We start from the raw sequence: 20171 nt of genomic DNA, 5'->3' as shown, positions 1-20171 counted from the left end.
TGAACTATTTGCCTTTCACTGTCGATTATTTTAATACAATTACCAAATCTTCTGAATTTACTAAAGTCCCCCCATTTAATTGAATTTTATCTACTATCCCTTCCTGGGTAGCGGTTACTGTAGTTTCCATTTTCATAGCTTCTATCACAAATAATGGCTGATTCTTTTTCACTTCTTCATTTTTCTTGACCAGCACATTAGAAAGCATGCCTTGCAAGGGAGCTCCTATCTGTTTTACATCATTAGGGTCTGCTTTAACATTTTCTACTATATTGACCTTTACAGACCTGTCTTTAATTATAACATTCCGTAATTGTCCGTTAACTTTAAAGAAAATACTCACATTTCCGGAATCGTCTGCTTCCCCTTTAAGCATAAGAGAGACCAATATATTTTTCCCTCGATCTAACTCTACAATTATCTCCTCTCCCACTTCCATCCCATAAAGGAAATTCTTAGTGGGGATATTCATAACATTACCATATTTTAGGTGGTTGTTATAGGCATCCGTAAAAACTTTTGGATATAATTTATAGGAAAGGAAATCAGTTATCAACAATTCACGCCCCATTCCAGCACTAAATTGGCTTTTAAAATCTTCAAATTCAACCTCAAAATCTATTACTTCCAAATGAGCATTAGGTCTATCTGTATAAGGTTGCTGGTCTTTAAGGATCATTTTTTGTAATTCTTTTGGAAATCCTCCTTCTGGCTGACCTAAGTCGCCCTTAAAAAAACCAATTACGGATTGTGGAAAAGAAATAGTATCTCCCTTCTCTAAGATATCTGCTACTGTAAGGTTATTAGCAATCATATATTGAGCCATATCTCCTACTACTTTAGAACTAGGAGTTACCTTTACAATATCTCCAAAAAGGGTATTTACTTCGCCATACATTTTGGTGACTTCGGGAAACTTATCTTCTAAGCCCAAAGCTATTGCCTGACCCTTAAGGTTAGAATATTGTCCCCCAGGAATTTCGTGTTTATACACTTCTCCAGTCCCTGATTTCAATCCAGATTCAAACGTATAATAGTAATTACGTACGGTTTCCCAATAGTTGGAATATTCTGCTAGTTTATCTGTATTAAACCTATTTTCTCTCTCTTGGAAACGCAACATTTCTACAACAGAGTTAAAATTGGGCTGTGAAGTAAGTCCAGATAATCCTCCCAATGCCACATCTACCACACCTACACCTGCTTCTATCGCTTTTAGATACATGGCAGCTTGGGTAGAAGAGGTATCGTGGGTATGCAGATGAATAGGGATATTGATTTCAGATTTTAAAGCCGATATCAATTCATAGGCCGCATAGGGTTTTAACAGTCCGGCCATGTCCTTCACCCCCAAAATATGGGCTCCAGCGTTTTCAATATCCTTTGCTAGTTGCACATAGTACTTTAAATCGTATTTAGATTTTGAGGGATCTAATATATCCCCGGTATAACAGATGGATCCTTCTGCCAGGCCTCCCGTATTGGTTCTTACATATTCTATGCAAGGGGCGATGGATTTCATCCAATTAAGGGAATCGAAAATCCTAAAAACATCTACCCCAGACTTCCAGGATTCCTCAACAAAACGCTCTATCAGATTATCTGGGTAAGCCGTATATCCCACCCCATTAGAGCCTCTTATCAGCATTTGCAATAATACGTTAGGCATAGCCTTTCTTAACAACTCTAATCGTTCCCACGGATTTTCCTGTAAAAATCGAAGACACACGTCAAAAGTAGCACCACCCCAAACTTCCATACTGAATACTTCTGGGTGATTTTTAGCATACCCCTCAGCAACCTTTAGCATGTCTATGGTCCGCATCCTTGTAGCTAATAGGCTTTGGTGCGCATCCCGCATCGTAGTATCGGTAAAATGAACCTTCTTCTCATTTTTAAGCCATTGGGAAAATTGATCGGGGCCCAATTCCGTCAACAGATCCTTAGTACCCTTAGGATACCCCTCCATTTTAGGGAAGGAAGGAACTTTTGGTTTGGAAAACACATGGCCCTTATCTATTTTCTTAACATCGGGATTACCGTTTACAATAATCTCACCTAAAAATTCTAACAGCTTATTGGCCCTATTCCTAGGTTCTACAAACTGGAATAGCTCTGGGGTATTATTAATGAAATTTACCGTTACTTTACCTTCTCTAAAGGTGGGATGTTTTAGAATATTATCTAGAAACGACATATTGGTCTTTACTCCTCTAACACGGAATTCTGCTAAGGCCCTTCTCATTTTACGACAAGAACCGTCCAACGTCCTACTCAATGCGGATACTTTTACCAACATAGAATCGAAAAATGGGGAAATAGCTACCCCCTGATAAATACTACCAGCATCTAATCTAATTCCTAGTCCAGAGGCACTTCGGTAGGTAGTTACCACACCATAATCTGGTTTAAAATTGTTAGCAGGATCTTCAGTAGTTATCCTACATTGCAAGGCATAACCGGTTACTATAATGGAAGCCTGATCTTGAATTTTAATTTGCTTGTCAGATAATCGGTAGCCGCCTGCAATAAATAATTGTGCCTTTACCAAATCTATATTGGTAATCATTTCCGTGACGGTATGTTCTACCTGTATCCTTGGGTTAACCTCAATAAAATAAATACTACCGTCATCATCTACTAAAAACTCTACAGTACCTATATTATTATAGTCTACAGCTTTACAAATAGCTATGGCATATTGGTATAAATTATCTTTAGTTTCTTGGGGCAACCCTATTGAAGGAGCAAATTCTATAACCTTTTGATACCTCCTTTGCACAGAACAATCCCGCTCGTATAAATGCACCATATTACCATGGGTATCGGCAACGATCTGAATCTCGATATGCTTGGGATTCGCTACAAACTTCTCTAGGAATACCGTATCATCTCCAAAGGCATTTAAAGATTCCCTTTTTGCTTCAGGAAAGCCTTTTCTAAGCTCATCTTCATTATGGATAACACGCATACCTCTACCTCCTCCACCAGACGCGGCTTTTAGCATTAAAGGGTACCCAATCTTTTCCGCTTCCGACAAGGCTACTTCAATAGAATCTAAATCCGGATCACTACTCTGTATAATGGGAATCCCATTGGCAACGGCCACTTCTTTAGCTGTAATCTTATCTCCTAAAGCTTTTAGAACAGAAACTTTTGGGCCGACAAAAATAATTCCGACGTCCTCACATTTTTGAGCAAATTGAGGGTTTTCTGATAAGAATCCATATCCTGGATGTATAGCATCTACTCCATTTTCCTTGGCTATCTTAATTAGGGCGTCCATATCCAAATAAGGTTTTAACGGCTCATTTTCACCTCCTATTTGGTAACTTTCATCTGCTTTATATCGGTGTAAGGAATAACGGTCTTCATAGGTATATACCCCAACTGTTTTTATTCCAATTTCTACACATGCCCTAAAAATCCGAATGGCAATCTCCCCTCTATTTGCAACTAATACCTTTTTTATTTTCAACGCTATAGTTTTTAGAAATGTTGGCTTCAACAAGTCGGTTGTCTCACAAACTTAGCACATTAGGCCTAGCATGACAACAGATAAGGGAGTTATATTCTAAGAAAAATGTGCTAAATCAATAGGAAACGGAAGGATAAGGCCCTACCTTAAAACTTTGATTTAAGGAATTAATCCTTTAAATTTAAAAAAATCGAAAATCGAAAAGAAATGGGAAAAGGAGATAAAAAATCGAAAAGAGGTAAAATAATAAACGGCACCTATGGAACCCGACGAAAACGTAAAATAAAACGGAAACCAAGTGTAGAGGAAAAAATTAACGTGGAGAAAAAAAAGTAAACAGTTAATAAAACCGGTTTGCGTTAATCCACTATAAAATTTAATAGTACCTCACCCTCTTCGGAAATAGTAAGACCATAGGTATAATAACCATCCGAAAGAGGGGATTCACCAAAAAAGTCAATTGGCTGCATAGTGAAATTTTCATCCCCTACAATTATATTAATATAGGCGTACCTATAGGCAGTTTCATATTTTAAATATGGTGAGAAAAACCCAACAGGGACATTGGTATGGACTTTATTAACATTACCCACCTCCACTTTATCAAAATGGACATTGCTTTGGTTCTTTACCCTAATATGTACGCCTACAAGTTCATCATCACGATCTGTACAGCCCATGAGTAATACTAAATACAATAAAGGGAAAGCCCACGTCTTCATCTCACATTTAATTTGTAGATAACTATTTAAAGCCCCTTAATAGGCTTTTAGTAATATTACCTATCTGATAAAAACTGGTTGATTCTCTTTTAGCGTATGCTCTTTACTAAATAGATACCCATCCTCATTAAACGCTCTTACATCCTCTAAGGTTTTTGCATTAGTATCTAATAAATACCGCACCATTGTCCCCCTTGCCTTTTTAGCAAAAAAGCTAATTACCTTTAGATTATCATTTTTCCAATCTTTAAATATCGGGGTAATTACAGGTACTTTTAGCTTCTTTTCATCTACTGCTCCAAAATATTCATTACTTGCCAGGTTTATAAACAACTCATTCTCCTGCAGTTCAGAATTGAGATAATCGGTAAGTTGTTCTTTCCAAAATTCGTAGAGATTCTTTTTCCTCCCCACTTTTAAAGAGGTACCCATTTCTAGCCTATAAGGCTGCATAAGGTCTAATGGCCTAAGAACCCCATAAAGTCCAGACAAGATTCGTAAATGCTCTTGCAATTGAGTCATTTTTTCAGGTGCAATGGTATACGCATCCAGCCCTTGATAAACGTCCCCACTAAAGGCATAGATTGCTTGCCTAGCGTTTTCTGGGGTAAAGGGTGTAGAAAAATCTTGATTGCGCTCCCAATTAAGCTGTGCCAATTTATCTGATATTTTCATTAACTCAGCTAAAGCAGTGGGCTTTTTCTTCTTCAGTACCTTATTTAAAGCTGTTGCTTTTTCTAGAAATAAAGGTTGGGAAAAATCTTGTATGGGTAATTTCGTTTCAAAATCCAACGACTTCGCTGGGGAAATAACAATCTTCATTGCAAAATATTTTATCAATAATCTAAATACACAGCGCTACACTTTATAGCTTAAAAAAATAAGCTATTTAGGTATTAAGCAAAGTTATTCTACTTGCCTATGTTGCGCATAATGCCTCCACTTTTCTATACACTGCGCCATATCCTCCGGAATTTCTGAATTGAACCTCATATACTCTCCGGTGATAGGATGCACAAATCCTAATGTTTTAGCATGCAGTGCCTGCCTAGGCAAAATTTTAAAAGCATTATCTACAAATTGCTTGTATTTGGTAAATGTAGTCCCTTTTAATATTTTCTCTCCGCCATAACGCTCATCATTAAATAAAGTATGGCCAATATGTTTTAAATGCACTCTTATTTGATGCGTTCTTCCTGTTTCTAGATTACAGGAAATTAACGATACATAACCTAATCGTTCTAGCACCTTATAATGGGTCACCGCTTCCTTACCTTGGTCGCCTTCAGGAAACACCATCATCTGCAGCCTATTCTTTGGGTTTCTTGCAATATGTCCTTCTATAGTCCCTTCGTCTTCCACCACATTACCCCATACTAACGCAATATATTCGCGCTCACTAGTTTTATCAAAAAACTGTTTTGCTAGATGGGTCATTGCCTCTTCCGTCTTTGCTACCACCAGCAATCCAGAAGTGTCCTTGTCTATCCTATGAACCAATCCTGGACGGTCGTCGCTATTTTTAGGCCAACTTTCTTTATGATGTAATAAGGCATTAATTAATGTTCCTGAATAATTTCCATGACCAGGGTGCACCACCATTCCTGCAGGCTTATTTACTACCAGAAGAACATCATCCTCATAAACAATATCTAATGGTATATCTTCTGGAGTCAGTAACAATTCGTGTGGCGGATGGGGAAACATAACACGTACATGGTCTCCGGATTTAACCCTATAATTCTGTTTTACCGTGGTACCATTTACCCAAATATTTCCATCTTTTGCTGCGAGTTGAATTTGATTCCTAGTAGCATTCTCAATGAAGTTCATTAAAAACTTGTCTACTCTTAGGGGGTCTTGCCCTTTTGATGCTACAAAACTATGATGCTCAAAAAGCTCATCCTCATTCAATTCAAAATCTTCTTTTTCTTCCATAGTTATTCCGAATCTGCCTTAATTTGATTCCTTTCGGATATATTTCCATTACCACAAACCAATTCTATCTTCGAGGTTTTCGGTAATTTATCTCCAGGCTTTATATATTTCCCATTATGTTTTATATGATATACCATATCCTTTCCCAACTCATCAATATAGGTTACACGCTCTATTTCCAATCCTACCGCCTTAAGCATAGAACTAGCATTTCTTTGGGTAACTTGAATAATATTGGGAATAGTAATTTTTTTATAGCCCGATGGATTTACCGTAATATAAATTTTTCTCCCTTCCTTCACTTTATTACCTGCCGGAGGATTCTGATCTATTATAGAGAATCTAGGATAAGACGGGTTATAATTAGCAGAGTCTAATACGGAGAATCGCAAGCCAGACTTTTCAATTAGGGTTCTAGTCTCCATTACCGATTTTCCAGACAAATCTGGAACTTCAACAAACTCTCCATGATTGGTAGTTTCTTTTAACCATTGCATAGCACCAAAGACCACCAATACAGAAACTACTACCGCAAGTACCAACTGTATTAAAAACGTCTTACTAAATAAAAATTTAAAAAAGTTCAGCATAATTAATTTTCTTGAACAGCAAAGATAGAAAACGGAATGCTTTTTTCTTTGTTTTGAATGCATGATATTTGCCCTTTAAAATTACGGAGTTAAAAACACTAATAAACAACCCATTCCAGATTATAACGGCAAGAACAAAATTAGGTATTACAACGCCTATCAATCGGGAACAATTAATTTTTATAGGATGAAAAAAAATATTGCCATTATTATGGGTGGCTATTCTAGTGAGTTTCGAATTTCCCTAATGAGTGGAAATGTGGTTTTCCAAAACTTAGACAAGGAGAAATTTAACGCCTACAAAATTCACATCCTTGAAGATAAGTGGGTCTTAGTTGATGAAAATGAAGAAGAGCATTTGATCAACAGACACGATTTCACTGTTACTCTAGGTGCTGAAACGCTCACTTTTGATTGTGTTTTTAACGCCATTCATGGAACACCAGGAGAAGATGGCATCATGCAAGCCTACTTTCATCTTATGGGTATTCCACAAACTTCTTGTGATTATTACCAAGCTGCCCTAACTTTTAACAAACGAGATCTCCTTAGTGTTCTTAAGCCCTACGGAATTAAATCGGCTACCTCCTATTACATCAATAAAGGAGATAAAATTATTACCGAGGACATAATAAAAAAAGTAGGCTTACCTTGTTTTGTAAAGGCTAATAAGGCGGGCTCTAGTTTTGGTATCACCAAAGTGTACAAAAAGGAAGAAATGCCTGGGGCAATAGAAACTGCATTTGAAGAAGATGATGAAATTCTAATCGAATCATTCTTGGACGGAATTGAAGTTTCTGTAGGGGTTATCCAATATCAAGGAAAAACAAAAGTGCTGCCTATAACCGAGATTGTATCAGAAAACGACTTTTTTGATTATTCTGCAAAATATAAAGGCGAATCCCAAGAAATTACTCCTGCAAGAATTTCAAAAATTCAGGAAGAGAAAGTAGTACAAGCAGCTTCCCTAGCCTATGACATCCTAAATATGAGAGGGTATTCTAGAAGCGAATTCATCTTTGTAGGTGACGAACCGTATATGTTAGAAATGAATACCACACCCGGATTAACCAACGAGAGTATTTTACCACAACAAGCAGCGGCAGCAGGAATTTCTCTTTCACAACTGTTTGAAAGCGCTATTTGGCAAGCTTTGGAAGAAAAGAAGTAACTTTGCAGAGAAATTGAATTTTAAAGAATTTACTTACTTTAGTTCACATAAGCAATTAATACCGAATATTTTAATCTGCATCAATGAAAAGACGCGCTATTTTTCCTGGATCGTTTGACCCCTTAACTTTGGGACACTACGATATTATTAACCGTGGTATAACCCTATTTGATGAACTGATTATTGCCATTGGAGTTAATACAGATAAAAACTACATGTTTTCCCTAGAAGATCGCAAACGTTTCATTACCGAAGCTTTTAAGGACGTCCCTAAAATTAAAGTACTCACTTATGAAGGGCTAACTGTAGATTTTTGCAGAAAAATGGATGCAGGGTTTATTCTTAGGGGACTTAGGAATCCCGGGGATTTTGAATTTGAAAAAGCTATAGCACATACTAACCGGAAACTTTCAGATATTGAGACTGTTTTCCTACTTACATCTTCAGGAAAGTCTTATATTAGTTCTTCAATTGTAAGGGATGTAATTCGCAATGGGGGAGACTACACAGGATTGGTACCCGATTCTGTTCGAGTAAAATAATGTATTTTTGCATCCTATATTGCAGCCGTACAAAAGGATTACAAACCATACATAAAATTTAAAACGTTCTCAATAATTATCTTACACCACGGAAACAGGGTTATTCACAACAAACAATTCTATTACTGGAAGGAATAAAATAATATTGCAGCAAACTATCACTAATGTTTAGTAATACCCCCATATCGGCCAACCATTTTCTAATTAAACAACTGCCCCAGGCAACTGCGTTTATAGATAAGAATTTTAAGGTTGTTTTTGTGTCTGACAAATGGGTTGAGGAGTTTAACTTGTCTACTAGAGATATTATAAATGAGCACATCCAGGACTTAGTAGGAATTAGCAGCAAGCAATGGGAAAATAACATTTTACGTTGTTTTAAGGGCAAAAGAACAGAAAATTTCCAGGAGAACTACACCTCTATAGACCGTGAAACGAGATGGTTAAAATGGAATATACTACCTTGGTATAATGAAAACGAGAGCGTAATAGGAGCTATTGTCCAAGCAGAGGATATTACCGCACAAATCAGTAAAGAACAGAAACTTGAACAAGTCCAATTTATCCTAAAAGAAACGAATGAAATAGGAAAAATTGGGCATTGGAAATACAATCAGTCTCAGGATATTTTCTCTAGTTGTCCCATGATCAACAACTTATTGGAAATTGAGGAAGACTCCAAATTGACCTTAGATGAGTATATTGAATTTTACAAGATAGGATACAATAGAAATACGCTGTCCATGGCCATTTTTTCGGCTATGGAAAACAAACAGTCATGGAACGAGAAATTAGAAGTCCTTACCGCCAAAGGGAATCAGAGATGGGTAAATGTATCTGGGAAACCTCTTTATTGTAACGGCAAATATATAGGTATAATTGGCATTGTACAGGATATCACTGATTATGTTATAAAAGAACATCAAACCAAAAGCAACGAGCACCTTTTAAAAACCTTAATCAACAATATTCCACTTCATATTTATATAAAGGACACTCAATCTAAAAAACTTTTAGCCAATAGATCAGAATTAGATCACTGCGGAATAAGCAATGAAGCCGATATAATTGGGAAGGACGATTTTGATATTTACGACAAAGAATTAGCACAAAAATACCGAGATGAGGATTTGGAGGTCATGATCTCTCAAACTCCAATGATTAATAAAGAGCTAAGTCAGGAAAACTCGGACGGAACTACCAATTATTTTTTAAGCTCCAAAATACCGCTAAAAGGACCAAATGGAGAAACTACTGGGTTGGTTGGAATTACCATGGACATTTCTGATATTAAACAGAAGGAAAAAGATTTAAGAAACCTTATAAAGGTTTCCTCCGAACAGAATAAAAAATTGCTCAATTTTGCTCATATTATCTCTCATAACCTACGTTCGCATTCTGCAAACTTCTCCATGCTACTAGAGTTTTTAATAGAGGAAAAAGAGGAAGCGGAGCGTCAAAAGATATTTGGAATGTTAACGGACTCTTCCAATAATCTAATGGAAACGCTCCACACTTTAAATGACATTGTCACCATAAATTCAGAATCTACCACAAACAAAAAAGAGGTATATTTAAACAAACAGGTCCATAAAACGCTCAAACATTTAAACCCACTATTAGAGGAAAATAACGCAACTGTTATTACTGCAATCCCACTAGGGACTTCCTTACAGGTTATCCCTTCTTATTTGGATAATATGCTAATTCAAATCATCTCTAATTCTATCAAGTACAAAAAACCTAATGTCCGCCCCGAAATTAAACTCAGCCTTAGCTATGTGCAAAATTACACGGTGCTAAGCATAGAGGACAACGGGATAGGATTAGACATGAAAAAATATGGAGAGAAACTATTTGGGATGTACAAGACATTCCATGAACATAATGATGCCAAAGGCTTGGGGTTATATATAGTAAAAAATCAGATCGAGGCTATGAACGGAAAGATAAATGCTCAGAGTCAGGTTAACGTTGGTACAACAATAAATTTATACTTTAATGAGGAAAATTAATTCCATTTTCATAGTAGACGATGACCCTATAACCGTATTCGGAATTAATAAATTGCTGAAATCTTTGGTTGAGTGCGAGAATATTTCAGATTTTCAAAATGGCCAAAAAGCTATTGACTATGTTCAGAAACTACTTTTAGAAAACAAAGAATTACCAGATATTATATTCCTAGACATTAACATGCCAATTATGGATGGCTGGGGATTTTTGGAAGAATTTATTAAAATCCCAACAACTAAGTCGGTTAAAATTAACATCGTCACCTCCTCTATAGACCAAAGTGATAAGGATAAATCAGAAAGCTTTAAGTCTTTCACCCACCACCCTATTATTTTTATTAGTAAACCTATAAGCAAGGAAGAAATTATAGAAATCACCAATTTGGATTAATTCATCGGTTTTTAATTAACTTTGATTCATTAGAAATTAAAATTTTCCCCTCATCAGAAATTACCCCATCTTTTATAATTTCTAGGGAATTATTTTTTTTAATTACCAACTAGCAATCAAAGTAATAAGAATGAAATACTTATTTGCCCTTATCATGACGCTCGCCATTATTTCTTGTGAGACCCAATCAGAAAGTAAGACCCTAGAGCTTACCACCGTTTTTGAAAAGAGCAAAGGAAAAGAGACCGCAACTTACCAAGAGACTATTGATTTCTATATTGAACTAGCTAGGGAATTCTCCGAAATAAACATTCAGACTATAGGTAGCACAGATAGCGGCTACCCATTACATATAGTCACCTTTAATTCTGACTCCGAATTTAATTTTAATAAAATAACCAAGGAGAAAAACATCATCCTAATCAATAATGGGATACACCCTGGGGAAAGTGATGGCATAGACGCCAGCATGCTACTATACCGAGACCTTGCTCTTAAAAAAATTACCCCTCCAGAAAACACCGTATTGGTGACGATACCCATCTATAATATTGGCGGCGCATTAAGTAGAAATTCCACTTCCAGAACAAATCAGAATGGACCAAATTCTTATGGTTTTAGAGGAAATACAAAGAACTACGACCTTAATAGAGATTTTATTAAGGCGGACACTAAAAACTCCTATACTTTTTCTAAAATATTTCATTTAGTAAAGCCAGATATTTTTGTAGATAATCATGTGAGCAACGGTGCAGATTACCAATACACCCTAACCCATTTATTTACCCAACACAACAAACTAGACGGTGAATTAGGGAAATATTTACATGAAGAAATGATGCCAACTTTAGAGAAATCGCTAGAAGATGCAGGTTGGGATATTACCCCTTATGTTAACGTATTCAACACCGTGCCAGACAATGGTTTTCGTCAGTTTATGGACTCTCCCCGCTACTCTACCGGATACACTACTCTTTGGAATACTTTGGGACTAATGGTAGAAACCCATATGCTTAAACCTTACAAACAAAGGGTAGAAGGCACCTATGCCATATTAGTAAAGCTTATTGAATTATCGGAGCAGGATCACAGGAAGATAAAAAATCTAAGAGAACACTCTTTTGAACGTTATATAGAAAAAATGACTTATCCCTTACAATGGGCAATAGACACTACTAAAAGTAGCCTTTTAACATTTAAAGGGTATAATGCAGACACCATTATCAGTAAAGTAACTGGATTGCCTAGGTTAAAATACGACCAAAACACTCCCTTTACAAAAGAAATTCCATATCAGAATTACTACACTCCTACCAAAGAGGTAGAAATTCCTAAAGCCTATATTATAAAAAAAGGATGGGATGAAATCATTACGCGCCTAGAAAACAACCTCATTAGCTATGAGATATTAAAGGAGAATAAATCATATACTGTAGAATCTTATAAAATTGACAGTTTTGAAACCTACCAAAACTCCTATGAAGGTCATTACCCGCATTACAACACCAAAGTGATACCTACCCTAGAGAAAATTGAATTCACACCTGGAGACATCTTGGTTCCTACCAACCAAAAAGGATTGCGGTATTTATTAGAAACCTTAGAGCCAGAAGCTACAGATTCTTTCTTCAACTGGAACTTTTTTGATGCAATACTACAACGCAAAGAAGGATTCTCACCTTATGTATTTGAAGATATAGCTCTAGAAACCTTAAAGAAAGATACACTATTAAAATCCGCTTTTTTATTAAAAAAGGAAAGAGACAGTATTTTCGCTAGTAATTGGCATGCACAATTAGATTGGATTTATAAGCGCTCCAATCGTTACGATCCTCACTATATGCAGTATCCGGTATATAGAGTACTTAAGGATTAAACTAACTACTCCTCAAACAAGATTCTAATATTAGCATAAGAGTTTTCCAAGGCCTTTTTAATCTTCTCTGGCCCCTTCCACTTTACTTTTTTAATACCTTCACTGGCTTGCCCTTTTAGATCCCCTTTATAATTGGTTCTCATAGCATACCAATGCACTTGTTTTAATTTATAACCCCCATTCCTTTTAAAAATATGATAGGTTGTTTTAAGAAAATTTTCAATCTTAAGTCCCTTTACTCCAGTTTCCTCTTCCACTTCCCTAAGAGCACACTCTTCTATAGTCTCTCCTTTGTCTAATTTTCCTTTTGGAAGATCCCATTTCCCCTCTCTATAAATAAAGAGAACCTTACCTTCTTTATTGGTAACTACCCCTCCTGCAGCGACTACAAGCGGAATTTTTTTAGAAAATTTCTTTAAAATCTCCTCTTTATTGGGATGATAAATAAAAGCTTCATCGAGCTTTTTTGATGCCAATGCGCTGATAGCCTCATTAATAGAGGAAGTATTTAATAAAAAATATTTATTATTGGTGGCGTCAGACAATTTATTTGTTAAAATCAAAGGTGACTCATTAACAAAAACTTTATACATTTGCGTTATGGTTTTAGATAAAGACACAGCAAAAAAAACGGCCGAACTTCTGTTGCAAATTAATGCAATTAAGTTGAAACCTGAAAATCCTTTTACATGGGCTTCAGGTTGGAGATCTCCAATCTATTGTGATAATCGTATAATTTTATCCTATCCGGTAATAAGAAATTATATGAGGGAACAATTAGGGAAGCAATTAGAAACTCTATATGGCAAACCCGATGTTATAGCCGCAGTGGCAACAGGTGCTATTGGAATAGGGATGTTGGTAGCAGAATATTTGGGTCTGCCTTTTATATACGTAAGGCCAGAAGCAAAAGCTCATGGGCGTCAAAATCAGATTGAAGGCCATTTAGAAGCTAACCAGAACGTGGTAGTTATAGAAGACTTAATTAGTACAGGAAAAAGTAGCCTAAACGCAGTAGAAGCCCTACGAAACAGTGGTGCTAATGTAAAGGGAATGCTAGCGGTATTTTCTTATGGTTTTGCAGTAGCCAATGACAACTTTAAAAATAGCAACGTAGAACTACATACCCTAAGCGATTACGACCACTTACTACAACAAGCTACAGAAACAAATTACATTAAGGAAGATCAACATAAAACCCTAATGGAGTGGAGAACAAATCCCGCTACCTGGCAACAATAAATTATGCATTTAGAGACACCAAAGAAAACCGTAAATAAAAGCAGTAAAGAAGTTTTTGATTTTCTTAACGACATCAAGAATTTTGAAACTTTAATGCCCGACAATATCAGCAAGTTTGAAGTTCTTAATGAGGAGCGTTTCTTATTTGCACTAAAGGGAATGCCAGAAATTGTATTGCAGAAAAAAGAGCAGACGCCATACTCACAACTTGTTTTAGGAGCTGCTAGCGATAAAATCCCTTTTACATTAACCGCAGATATCGTAGAAATAAGCGACTCTGAAAGTGAAGTAGTCCTTAGTTTTGAAGGTCAGTTTAACGCCATGATGGCCATGATGGTTAAATCGCCCATCACTAACTTTATAGGCACGCTATCGCAAAACCTATCTAAGATATAACCAAATTACTATTATACCCCTACTCTTCTATTACCGTAGAATGAGTGGGGTTTCTTTCCCTTCTTCCACCCAAACATTCTTATTACCCATTAGAGGTTTACAATATCATTGTAACTCTCAGACAGCTTATTAAATAGCCATAGTCCACCCCTAATACAACAAGCTCACTTCTTTTAGGTTAAATTCCCGAACAACCTCATCTTCCAAAAGAATTAAAAGCTTGCCAAATGGAGACACCCCTTTTATAACCCCCATAAAAAGTTGACCTTCATTATCCTTAAACGTAGAAGGTTTTCCCTTTCTAAAAAGCTTTTCTTCATAACTTGCATACATGGCCTTAAAATCTTCCTCCTCTGCATTTCCTAGAAAAACTTTCAACTGATAAATAATAGATAAAAGCAACTCATCCAAATCAAAATCCCTACCCAATAACAGCTTTAAAGAGGATACCTGTGACAAGTTTAAAAAGTTCTCTTGATTCACATTAAGCCCAATCCCTACAATAGAAGTATGTATAAACTGACCAGAAAGCACGTTTTCTATCAATATACCACAAATCTTGGAGCGACCTGACATTATGTCGTTGGGCCACTTCACTTTTAAATCCGGCACATTTAATTGCTCTAATGCAGCATAAATAGCCAATGAAACACAAATATTTAACCGGAATTGACGCTCTACTTTCACCCCTCTATAATGCTTCAAAACGCTAAACGTCAGGTTCTTACCAGGATCCGAGATCCAACTAGCACCCATTTGCCCCCTTCCTTTTGTTTGGGAATAGGCGGAAACTACCGTAAAATCCTTTAACTTGCATCCTTGCATTAAGTTTTTTAAATATGCATTTGTAGACTCCGTGGCACTAAGTTTGATTAACTCCATTTACAATTGTATGTTTATAGTATAATGTATTGTTAAAAACAATGCGTTAAAAAACAAAATTATAATAACTTTGTAAAAATTAAATTTTTTGAATGCAGAATAGGAAAAGTAGCGCAGATGAGTTAATCGCTTTAATTATAAGTGGAATAGAAGAAGTTAAAGGACACGATATAAAATTATTAGACCTTAGAGATATTGAGAATACTGTTTGCGACTACTTCATAATATGCAATGGTACTTCCAACACCCATGTAAATGCCATAGTAGGCTCTATCCAAAAAACTGTTAGCAAGGCTATAAAAGATAAACCATGGCACGTAGAAGGCGCTGAAAACGGCGAATGGGTGCTAATGGACTACGTCAATGTAGTAGCGCATGTTTTTCAAAAACAGATAAGAGAATATTATGATATTGAAGGTCTTTGGGGTGATGCCAAAGTAACCGTAGTTGAAAGTAGCTTCAATCAGTAAAAAACAATAATGGCAAAAGAAAATAAAACGACTCCTAAAAAACCAAAGTTTAATACTTGGTGGATATACGGATTAATAGCAGTAATGCTAATTGGGTTTCAATTTTTCAGTGGTGGAAATTTTGCAAGCACCAAAAAAGCGAACATTTCAGAACTTCAGGATTATCTGAGGAATGGTGATATCAAGAGAATTCTGATTATCACTAATACCAAACAGGCAAAAGTATTCCTTAATGAGGAGGCGCTAAAGAAAGATGTACATAAAGATGTTGCTGACCAAGCCTTCTCAATGAGTGCTTCTTCTCTACCCCAATACGTAGTAAATTATGGGGATCAACAGAATTTTGAAAATGCCATTAACTCAATAAAAGCGGAAAATGAAAGTTTGGACACCAAACTTGACTATGACCAAGAGTCGAACGTTTTTAGCGATCTACTGTTTACTTTACTCCCATTTGTTCTTATTATAGCTATTTGGATTTATCTGATGCGACGTATGTCTGGTGGTGCCGGAGGCGGTGCAGGCGGACAGATATTTAATATTGGAAAATCTAAAGCAAAGCTTTTTGACGAAAAAACAGATACTAGAACTTCTTTTAAAGATGTTGCTGGTCTAGAAGGTGCTAAAGAAGAAGTAGAAGAGATTGTAGAATTTCTTAGAAATCCAGATAAATACACCTCATTAGGAGGAAAAATTCCTAAAGGCGCCCTCTTAGTAGGTCCTCCAGGAACAGGAAAAACTCTTTTAGCTAAGGCTGTAGCCGGAGAAGCTAAAGTTCCTTTTTTCTCTCTTTCCGGTTCAGATTTCGTAGAAATGTTTGTAGGGGTAGGTGCATCTAGAGTTAGAGACTTATTTAAACAAGCAAAAGACAAATCACCTTCTATTATTTTTATCGATGAGATAGACGCCATTGGTAGAGCTAGAGGGAAAAACAGCTTAACCGGATCTAATGATGAAAGGGAGAATACCCTTAACCAATTGCTAACGGAAATGGATGGTTTTGGTACTAATACTAACGTAATAGTACTTGCCGCTACCAACCGTGCAGATGTTCTAGACAAGGCTCTTATGAGAGCTGGACGTTTTGACAGGCAGATCTATGTAGATCTTCCGGACATTAGGGAGCGAAAAGAAATATTTGAGGTGCATTTGAGACCCATTAAAACGGCCGAGACCTTGGATGTTGATTTTCTTGCAAAGCAAACACCTGGATTCTCTGGTGCCGATATTGCCAACGTTTGTAACGAAGCAGCATTAATAGCCGCTAGAAAAGAGAAAAAGGCGGTTACCAAACAAGACTTTTTAGACGCTGTAGATAGAATAGTAGGCGGTCTAGAGAAAAAGAACAAAATAATTACCCCAAGAGAAAAAGAAACCATTGCCTATCATGAGGCAGGACATGCTACGGTAAGCTGGATGTTAGAACATGCCGCCCCATTAGTAAAGGTTACTATTGTACCTAGGGGACAATCCCTTGGGGCAGCTTGGTATCTGCCGGAAGAGCGATTAATCGTTAGACCAGACCAGATGAAAGATGAGATGTGCGCCGCTTTAGGAGGTAGAGCTGCAGAACAAGTAATCTTTGGAGAAATTTCCACTGGAGCACTTAGTGACTTAGAAAAAATCACCAAGCAAGCAAGAGCAATGGTTACCGTTTATGGACTTAATGACAAAATTGGGAATTTAACGTATTATGATTCCTCCGGGCAAAACGAATACGGATTCACCAAACCATATAGCGAACAAACTGCTCATACTATAGATACAGAAATATCTAAGTTAATTGAGGAGCAGTACCAAAGAGCTATTGAGCTTTTATCTGATAACAAGGATAAACTTAAAGAGCTTGCTGAGCGGTTATTAGAAAAAGAAGTTATCTTTAAGGACGATTTAGAGAAAATATTTGGACAGCGACCTTTTGAAAAAGACCAAGCTCTTGAAGCAGAGGAAGCTAAAAATAAAGAGAAGTTGTCTAAAGTAGAAGAAACTGCGGAAAAAGACGAAGAAGACAAAGCAGAACCGCAGACTGAAAAATAAATTCTAAATTAACCCGTTGTTTTCTTTGAGTTGATAGCTAATGAAGCGTTTATATTTTAATGAGATTGTTTGATAAGCTTTTTGGAGGTGGCAAAAAAAAGGTTCCTAAAGAACAAGTAGAGACCAGAGGACAACATATGCCTGATCTCCAAATCCCTGTAGATGAAAAGTTCACTATTAACTTTAAACGCAACGGGGGTAAGTTTCTGTATTGTGATTCCTTTGATGAAGTCTATGCCAACTTAGATAATATCATTATTGAGAACAAATGGCAGGATCAAACCTTTTTCACAATGGACGATCGCTTGGCAGAAAGATTTTCAGAACGCGACATAAGCTTCACCGATATTCCTAGTAGAAGTCAGATATTCTTTACCACTTGCGAGCATTTAATTGCCCAAAATGGTTCTATCTTGGTGTGCTCAAATCAACTTAAAGAAAGAAAGCTAAATGAACTTCCCTCTAACCTAATTGTTTTTGCAACCACAAGTCAACTAGTAGAATCTATAGGGGAAGGATTAAAAATAATCAACAAGAAGTATAAAAAACAAATTCCGGCTAACATCACTACCATAAAACATTTCTTACCTACAGATGAGAATTCAGATGATTTTCTAACTTACGGAAGTAGTTCTAAAAATCTATACTTGTTACTTCTGGAAGACTTATAGTATGAGAGAGATTTTAAGGAGGTTATTAACAGGGGCTGTATTTGTCATTTTATTATTTTCAGCCATTTTTCTAAGTTCAGATGCATTCAATTTCCTCTTTATGACCTTTGGTCTTATTTGTCTTTATGAGTACAAACGAATGATCAAACTTAGGGGATACCATGTTTTTATAGCCTATTTGGGATTATGGTGGACCTACATTTATTTAGTCCAAGATAAGATTCTCATTAATATTTTGATGTTTGCCTCAATAACAGTTAATTTCGCACTGTTATTTTATTTATTTTCAGGAAAGGAAAAACTATTTAACAACTTACAAAAATTCCTTATTGGTCTATTTTATATAGGGGGTGGATGTATTTTTCTAACTATGATTCCTTATAAAGATAAGAGCTTTGCTAAGATCTTAATTATGGGAGTTTTCATCCTGATTTGGGTAAACGATTCTTTTGCTTATTTAGTAGGCAAAAGTATAGGAAGAACAAAATTGTTCCCATCGGTTTCCCCAAAAAAGACTATAGAAGGAACCTTAGGGGGATACCTATTTGCATTGGGAGCCGCCTATTTTATGTCTAAGTATGAAACAAATATCTCACTTGCACAATGGCTGATATTAGCAACGGTTATTGTATTAGCGGGCAGCTTGGGAGATCTTGTTGAATCAAAATTTAAGAGAGCTGCAGGGGTAAAAGATAGCGGAGCAATTTTACCAGGCCACGGCGGTATGTTAGACCGATTAGATAGTTTGGTTTTTGCCGCACCTTTTGCATATTTAACATTAACAATATTTAAACATGTTTCATAAAGAAGGACAGAAAATTATCGTCACCACATTTATCCTAGTATGTGCGGTGGCTTTGTTGAGCCATTACTTTATAGCAATTCCTTGGTTAAGGCTTAGCCTACAAATTGGAGCATTGCTAGTTCTTATCCTGATTCTTCAATTTTTTAGAAACCCTTCCCGTAAGAGCCCTAAAAATTTTGACGATATATTAGCACCTGTAGATGGCAAGGTGGTAGTAATAGAGGAAGTTGAAGAGACCGAATATTTCAAAGATAAGCGTATACAGGTATCTATTTTTATGTCCCCTGTAAACGTCCATGTAACCCGTTACCCCGCTACTGGTGTAATTAAATTTTCTAAATACCACCCTGGTAAGTATTTGGTAGCCTGGCATCCAAAATCTAGTGAAGAAAATGAAAGAACTACCGTGGTACTAAATACACCAAAATACGGAGATATCCTTTACCGCCAAATAGCTGGTGCCTTGGCTCGTAGAATTGTAAACTACGCAGAGGTTGGAGAAAGCGTTTACCAAGGAGAAGACGCTGGATTTATAAAGTTTGGTTCAAGAGTAGATTTGTTTTTACCTTTGGATAGTGCAATTTGTGTAAAACTGGGCCAAAAGGTTGTTGGGGCTCAAACGTGTATAGCAACCAAAAAGGTTGAAAAGGAAAATGAATACTGATCAGAAATTACTTAAGGATTTCAATGAAGCAGTCAGCTTGGTAAACGCTTATACAGACCCTTTACCTGCAGACCTTCTATTAAGGCTATACGCGTATTTTAAAATTGCTAATCGCAGTTTTAGTCACCCCGGTAGCAGAACCCCCTTAATAAACGCATTTAAGGCCAACGCCCTTATACAGGCAAAAAATGTGAGTACAAAAGAGGCTATGGAAAAATACATTGCCTTGGTAAACAAAGAGATTAAACAAAAGCTGAAATAAACTACTGCTAGTTTAACCT

At 36.4% G+C, this 20171-nt stretch carries 21 protein-coding genes; 14 read left to right on the top strand and 7 right to left on the bottom strand.

The features are described 5' to 3' along the window. Positions 1-25: 25 nt before the first annotated feature. Positions 26-3478, bottom strand: a complete 3453-nt coding sequence (locus tag H344_RS0117130) for a pyruvate carboxylase (protein ID WP_026811385.1) — start codon at positions 3476-3478, stop codon at positions 26-28. A 207-nt stretch (positions 3479-3685) separates the two neighbouring features. On the opposite strand from H344_RS0117130, the gene H344_RS21600 reads away from it, so the two are divergent. Continuing rightward, complete coding sequence (locus H344_RS21600; RefSeq protein ID WP_084148844.1) at positions 3686-3814, top strand: 30S ribosomal protein THX; 129 nt, start codon at positions 3686-3688, stop codon at positions 3812-3814. A gap of 23 nt (positions 3815-3837) precedes the next feature. On the opposite strand, the gene H344_RS0117120 is transcribed toward H344_RS21600, so the two are convergent. From H344_RS0117120 to H344_RS0117105, 4 genes are all read right to left on the bottom strand, one after another. Then, the gene (locus tag H344_RS0117120) at positions 3838-4200 is read right to left on the bottom strand and encodes a hypothetical protein (protein WP_026811384.1); all 363 of its coding nucleotides are present in this window, start codon (positions 4198-4200) and stop codon (positions 3838-3840) included. A gap of 60 nt (positions 4201-4260) precedes the next feature. Continuing rightward, positions 4261-5022 (bottom strand): peroxide stress protein YaaA, encoded by a 762-nt coding sequence (gene yaaA, locus H344_RS0117115; protein ID WP_026811383.1) that lies wholly within the window; start codon positions 5020-5022, stop codon positions 4261-4263. 84 nt (positions 5023-5106) lie between these two features. Beyond that, positions 5107-6138 (bottom strand): RluA family pseudouridine synthase, encoded by a 1032-nt coding sequence (locus H344_RS0117110; protein ID WP_026811382.1) that lies wholly within the window; start codon positions 6136-6138, stop codon positions 5107-5109. A 2-nt stretch (positions 6139-6140) separates the two neighbouring features. Continuing rightward, the gene (locus H344_RS0117105) at positions 6141-6728 is read right to left on the bottom strand and encodes a PASTA domain-containing protein (protein ID WP_026811381.1); all 588 of its coding nucleotides are present in this window, start codon (positions 6726-6728) and stop codon (positions 6141-6143) included. A gap of 187 nt (positions 6729-6915) precedes the next feature. On the opposite strand from H344_RS0117105, the gene H344_RS0117100 reads away from it, so the two are divergent. The 5 genes from H344_RS0117100 to H344_RS0117075 all read left to right on the top strand — a co-directional run bounded on the left by H344_RS0117100 (position 6916) and on the right by H344_RS0117075 (position 12723). Then, on the top strand, positions 6916-7899 hold the full coding sequence (locus tag H344_RS0117100) for a D-alanine--D-alanine ligase (RefSeq protein ID WP_026811380.1): 984 nt from the start codon (positions 6916-6918) through the stop codon (positions 7897-7899). An 83-nt stretch (positions 7900-7982) separates the two neighbouring features. Continuing rightward, positions 7983-8441, top strand: a complete 459-nt coding sequence (gene coaD / locus H344_RS0117095; protein ID WP_026811379.1) for a pantetheine-phosphate adenylyltransferase — start codon at positions 7983-7985, stop codon at positions 8439-8441. Between the two features lie 164 nt (positions 8442-8605). Next, a complete protein-coding gene (locus tag H344_RS21275) occupies positions 8606-10456 on the top strand; it encodes a PAS domain-containing sensor histidine kinase (RefSeq protein WP_026811378.1) in 1851 nt (616 codons plus the stop codon). Beyond that, positions 10443-10847 (top strand): response regulator, encoded by a 405-nt coding sequence (locus tag H344_RS0117085; protein WP_026811377.1) that lies wholly within the window; start codon positions 10443-10445, stop codon positions 10845-10847. The genes H344_RS21275 and H344_RS0117085 overlap by 14 nt, the downstream gene beginning before the upstream one ends. A gap of 130 nt (positions 10848-10977) precedes the next feature. Further along, positions 10978-12723 carry a M14 family metallopeptidase gene (locus H344_RS0117075; RefSeq protein ID WP_026811376.1) on the top strand — a complete coding sequence of 582 codons (1746 nt, stop codon included), beginning with the start codon at positions 10978-10980 and terminating at the stop codon, positions 12721-12723. A gap of 5 nt (positions 12724-12728) precedes the next feature. On the opposite strand, the gene H344_RS0117070 is transcribed toward H344_RS0117075, so the two are convergent. Next, on the bottom strand, positions 12729-13316 hold the full coding sequence (locus tag H344_RS0117070) for an NUDIX hydrolase (RefSeq protein WP_026811375.1): 588 nt from the start codon (positions 13314-13316) through the stop codon (positions 12729-12731). A gap of 7 nt (positions 13317-13323) precedes the next feature. Here H344_RS0117070 and pyrE point away from each other — a divergent pair, with 7 nt between their 5' ends. Then, the gene (gene pyrE / locus H344_RS0117065) at positions 13324-13965 is read left to right on the top strand and encodes an orotate phosphoribosyltransferase (RefSeq protein WP_026811374.1); all 642 of its coding nucleotides are present in this window, start codon (positions 13324-13326) and stop codon (positions 13963-13965) included. A 3-nt stretch (positions 13966-13968) separates the two neighbouring features. Beyond that, a complete protein-coding gene (locus H344_RS0117060) occupies positions 13969-14361 on the top strand; it encodes a hypothetical protein (protein ID WP_026811373.1) in 393 nt (130 codons plus the stop codon). A gap of 150 nt (positions 14362-14511) precedes the next feature. On the opposite strand, the gene H344_RS0117055 is transcribed toward H344_RS0117060, so the two are convergent. Beyond that, positions 14512-15243, bottom strand: a complete 732-nt coding sequence (locus tag H344_RS0117055) for a biotin--[acetyl-CoA-carboxylase] ligase (protein ID WP_026811372.1) — start codon at positions 15241-15243, stop codon at positions 14512-14514. A gap of 92 nt (positions 15244-15335) precedes the next feature. Here H344_RS0117055 and rsfS point away from each other — a divergent pair, with 92 nt between their 5' ends. The 6 genes from rsfS to H344_RS0117025 are packed head-to-tail and all read left to right on the top strand — an operon-like array spanning position 15336 to position 20152. After that, complete coding sequence (gene rsfS, locus H344_RS0117050) at positions 15336-15713, top strand: ribosome silencing factor (RefSeq protein ID WP_026811371.1); 378 nt, start codon at positions 15336-15338, stop codon at positions 15711-15713. Positions 15714-15722: 9 nt separating this feature from the next. Beyond that, on the top strand, positions 15723-17750 hold the full coding sequence (ftsH, locus tag H344_RS0117045; RefSeq protein WP_026811370.1) for an ATP-dependent zinc metalloprotease FtsH: 2028 nt from the start codon (positions 15723-15725) through the stop codon (positions 17748-17750). A 59-nt stretch (positions 17751-17809) separates the two neighbouring features. Next, positions 17810-18421: an LUD domain-containing protein gene (locus H344_RS0117040; protein ID WP_026811369.1), complete on the top strand. Its 612-nt coding sequence runs from the start codon at positions 17810-17812 to the stop codon at positions 18419-18421. 1 nt (position 18422) lies between these two features. Then, the gene (locus H344_RS0117035) at positions 18423-19226 is read left to right on the top strand and encodes a phosphatidate cytidylyltransferase (protein WP_026811368.1); all 804 of its coding nucleotides are present in this window, start codon (positions 18423-18425) and stop codon (positions 19224-19226) included. Next, positions 19216-19890, top strand: a complete 675-nt coding sequence (locus tag H344_RS0117030) for a phosphatidylserine decarboxylase family protein (protein ID WP_026811367.1) — start codon at positions 19216-19218, stop codon at positions 19888-19890. Before H344_RS0117035 ends, H344_RS0117030 begins: the two co-directional genes overlap by 11 nt. Continuing rightward, positions 19880-20152 (top strand): acyl-CoA-binding protein, encoded by a 273-nt coding sequence (locus H344_RS0117025; RefSeq protein WP_026811366.1) that lies wholly within the window; start codon positions 19880-19882, stop codon positions 20150-20152. The genes H344_RS0117030 and H344_RS0117025 overlap by 11 nt, the downstream gene beginning before the upstream one ends. The last annotated feature ends 19 nt before the right edge of the window (positions 20153-20171 follow it).

The organism is Arenibacter latericius DSM 15913 (assembly GCF_000424985.1).
Lineage (GTDB): Bacteria > Bacteroidota > Bacteroidia > Flavobacteriales > Flavobacteriaceae > Arenibacter > Arenibacter latericius.
Note: the sequence above shows the minus strand (reverse complement) of the source record. Positions and strands in the feature narration are given on the sequence as shown.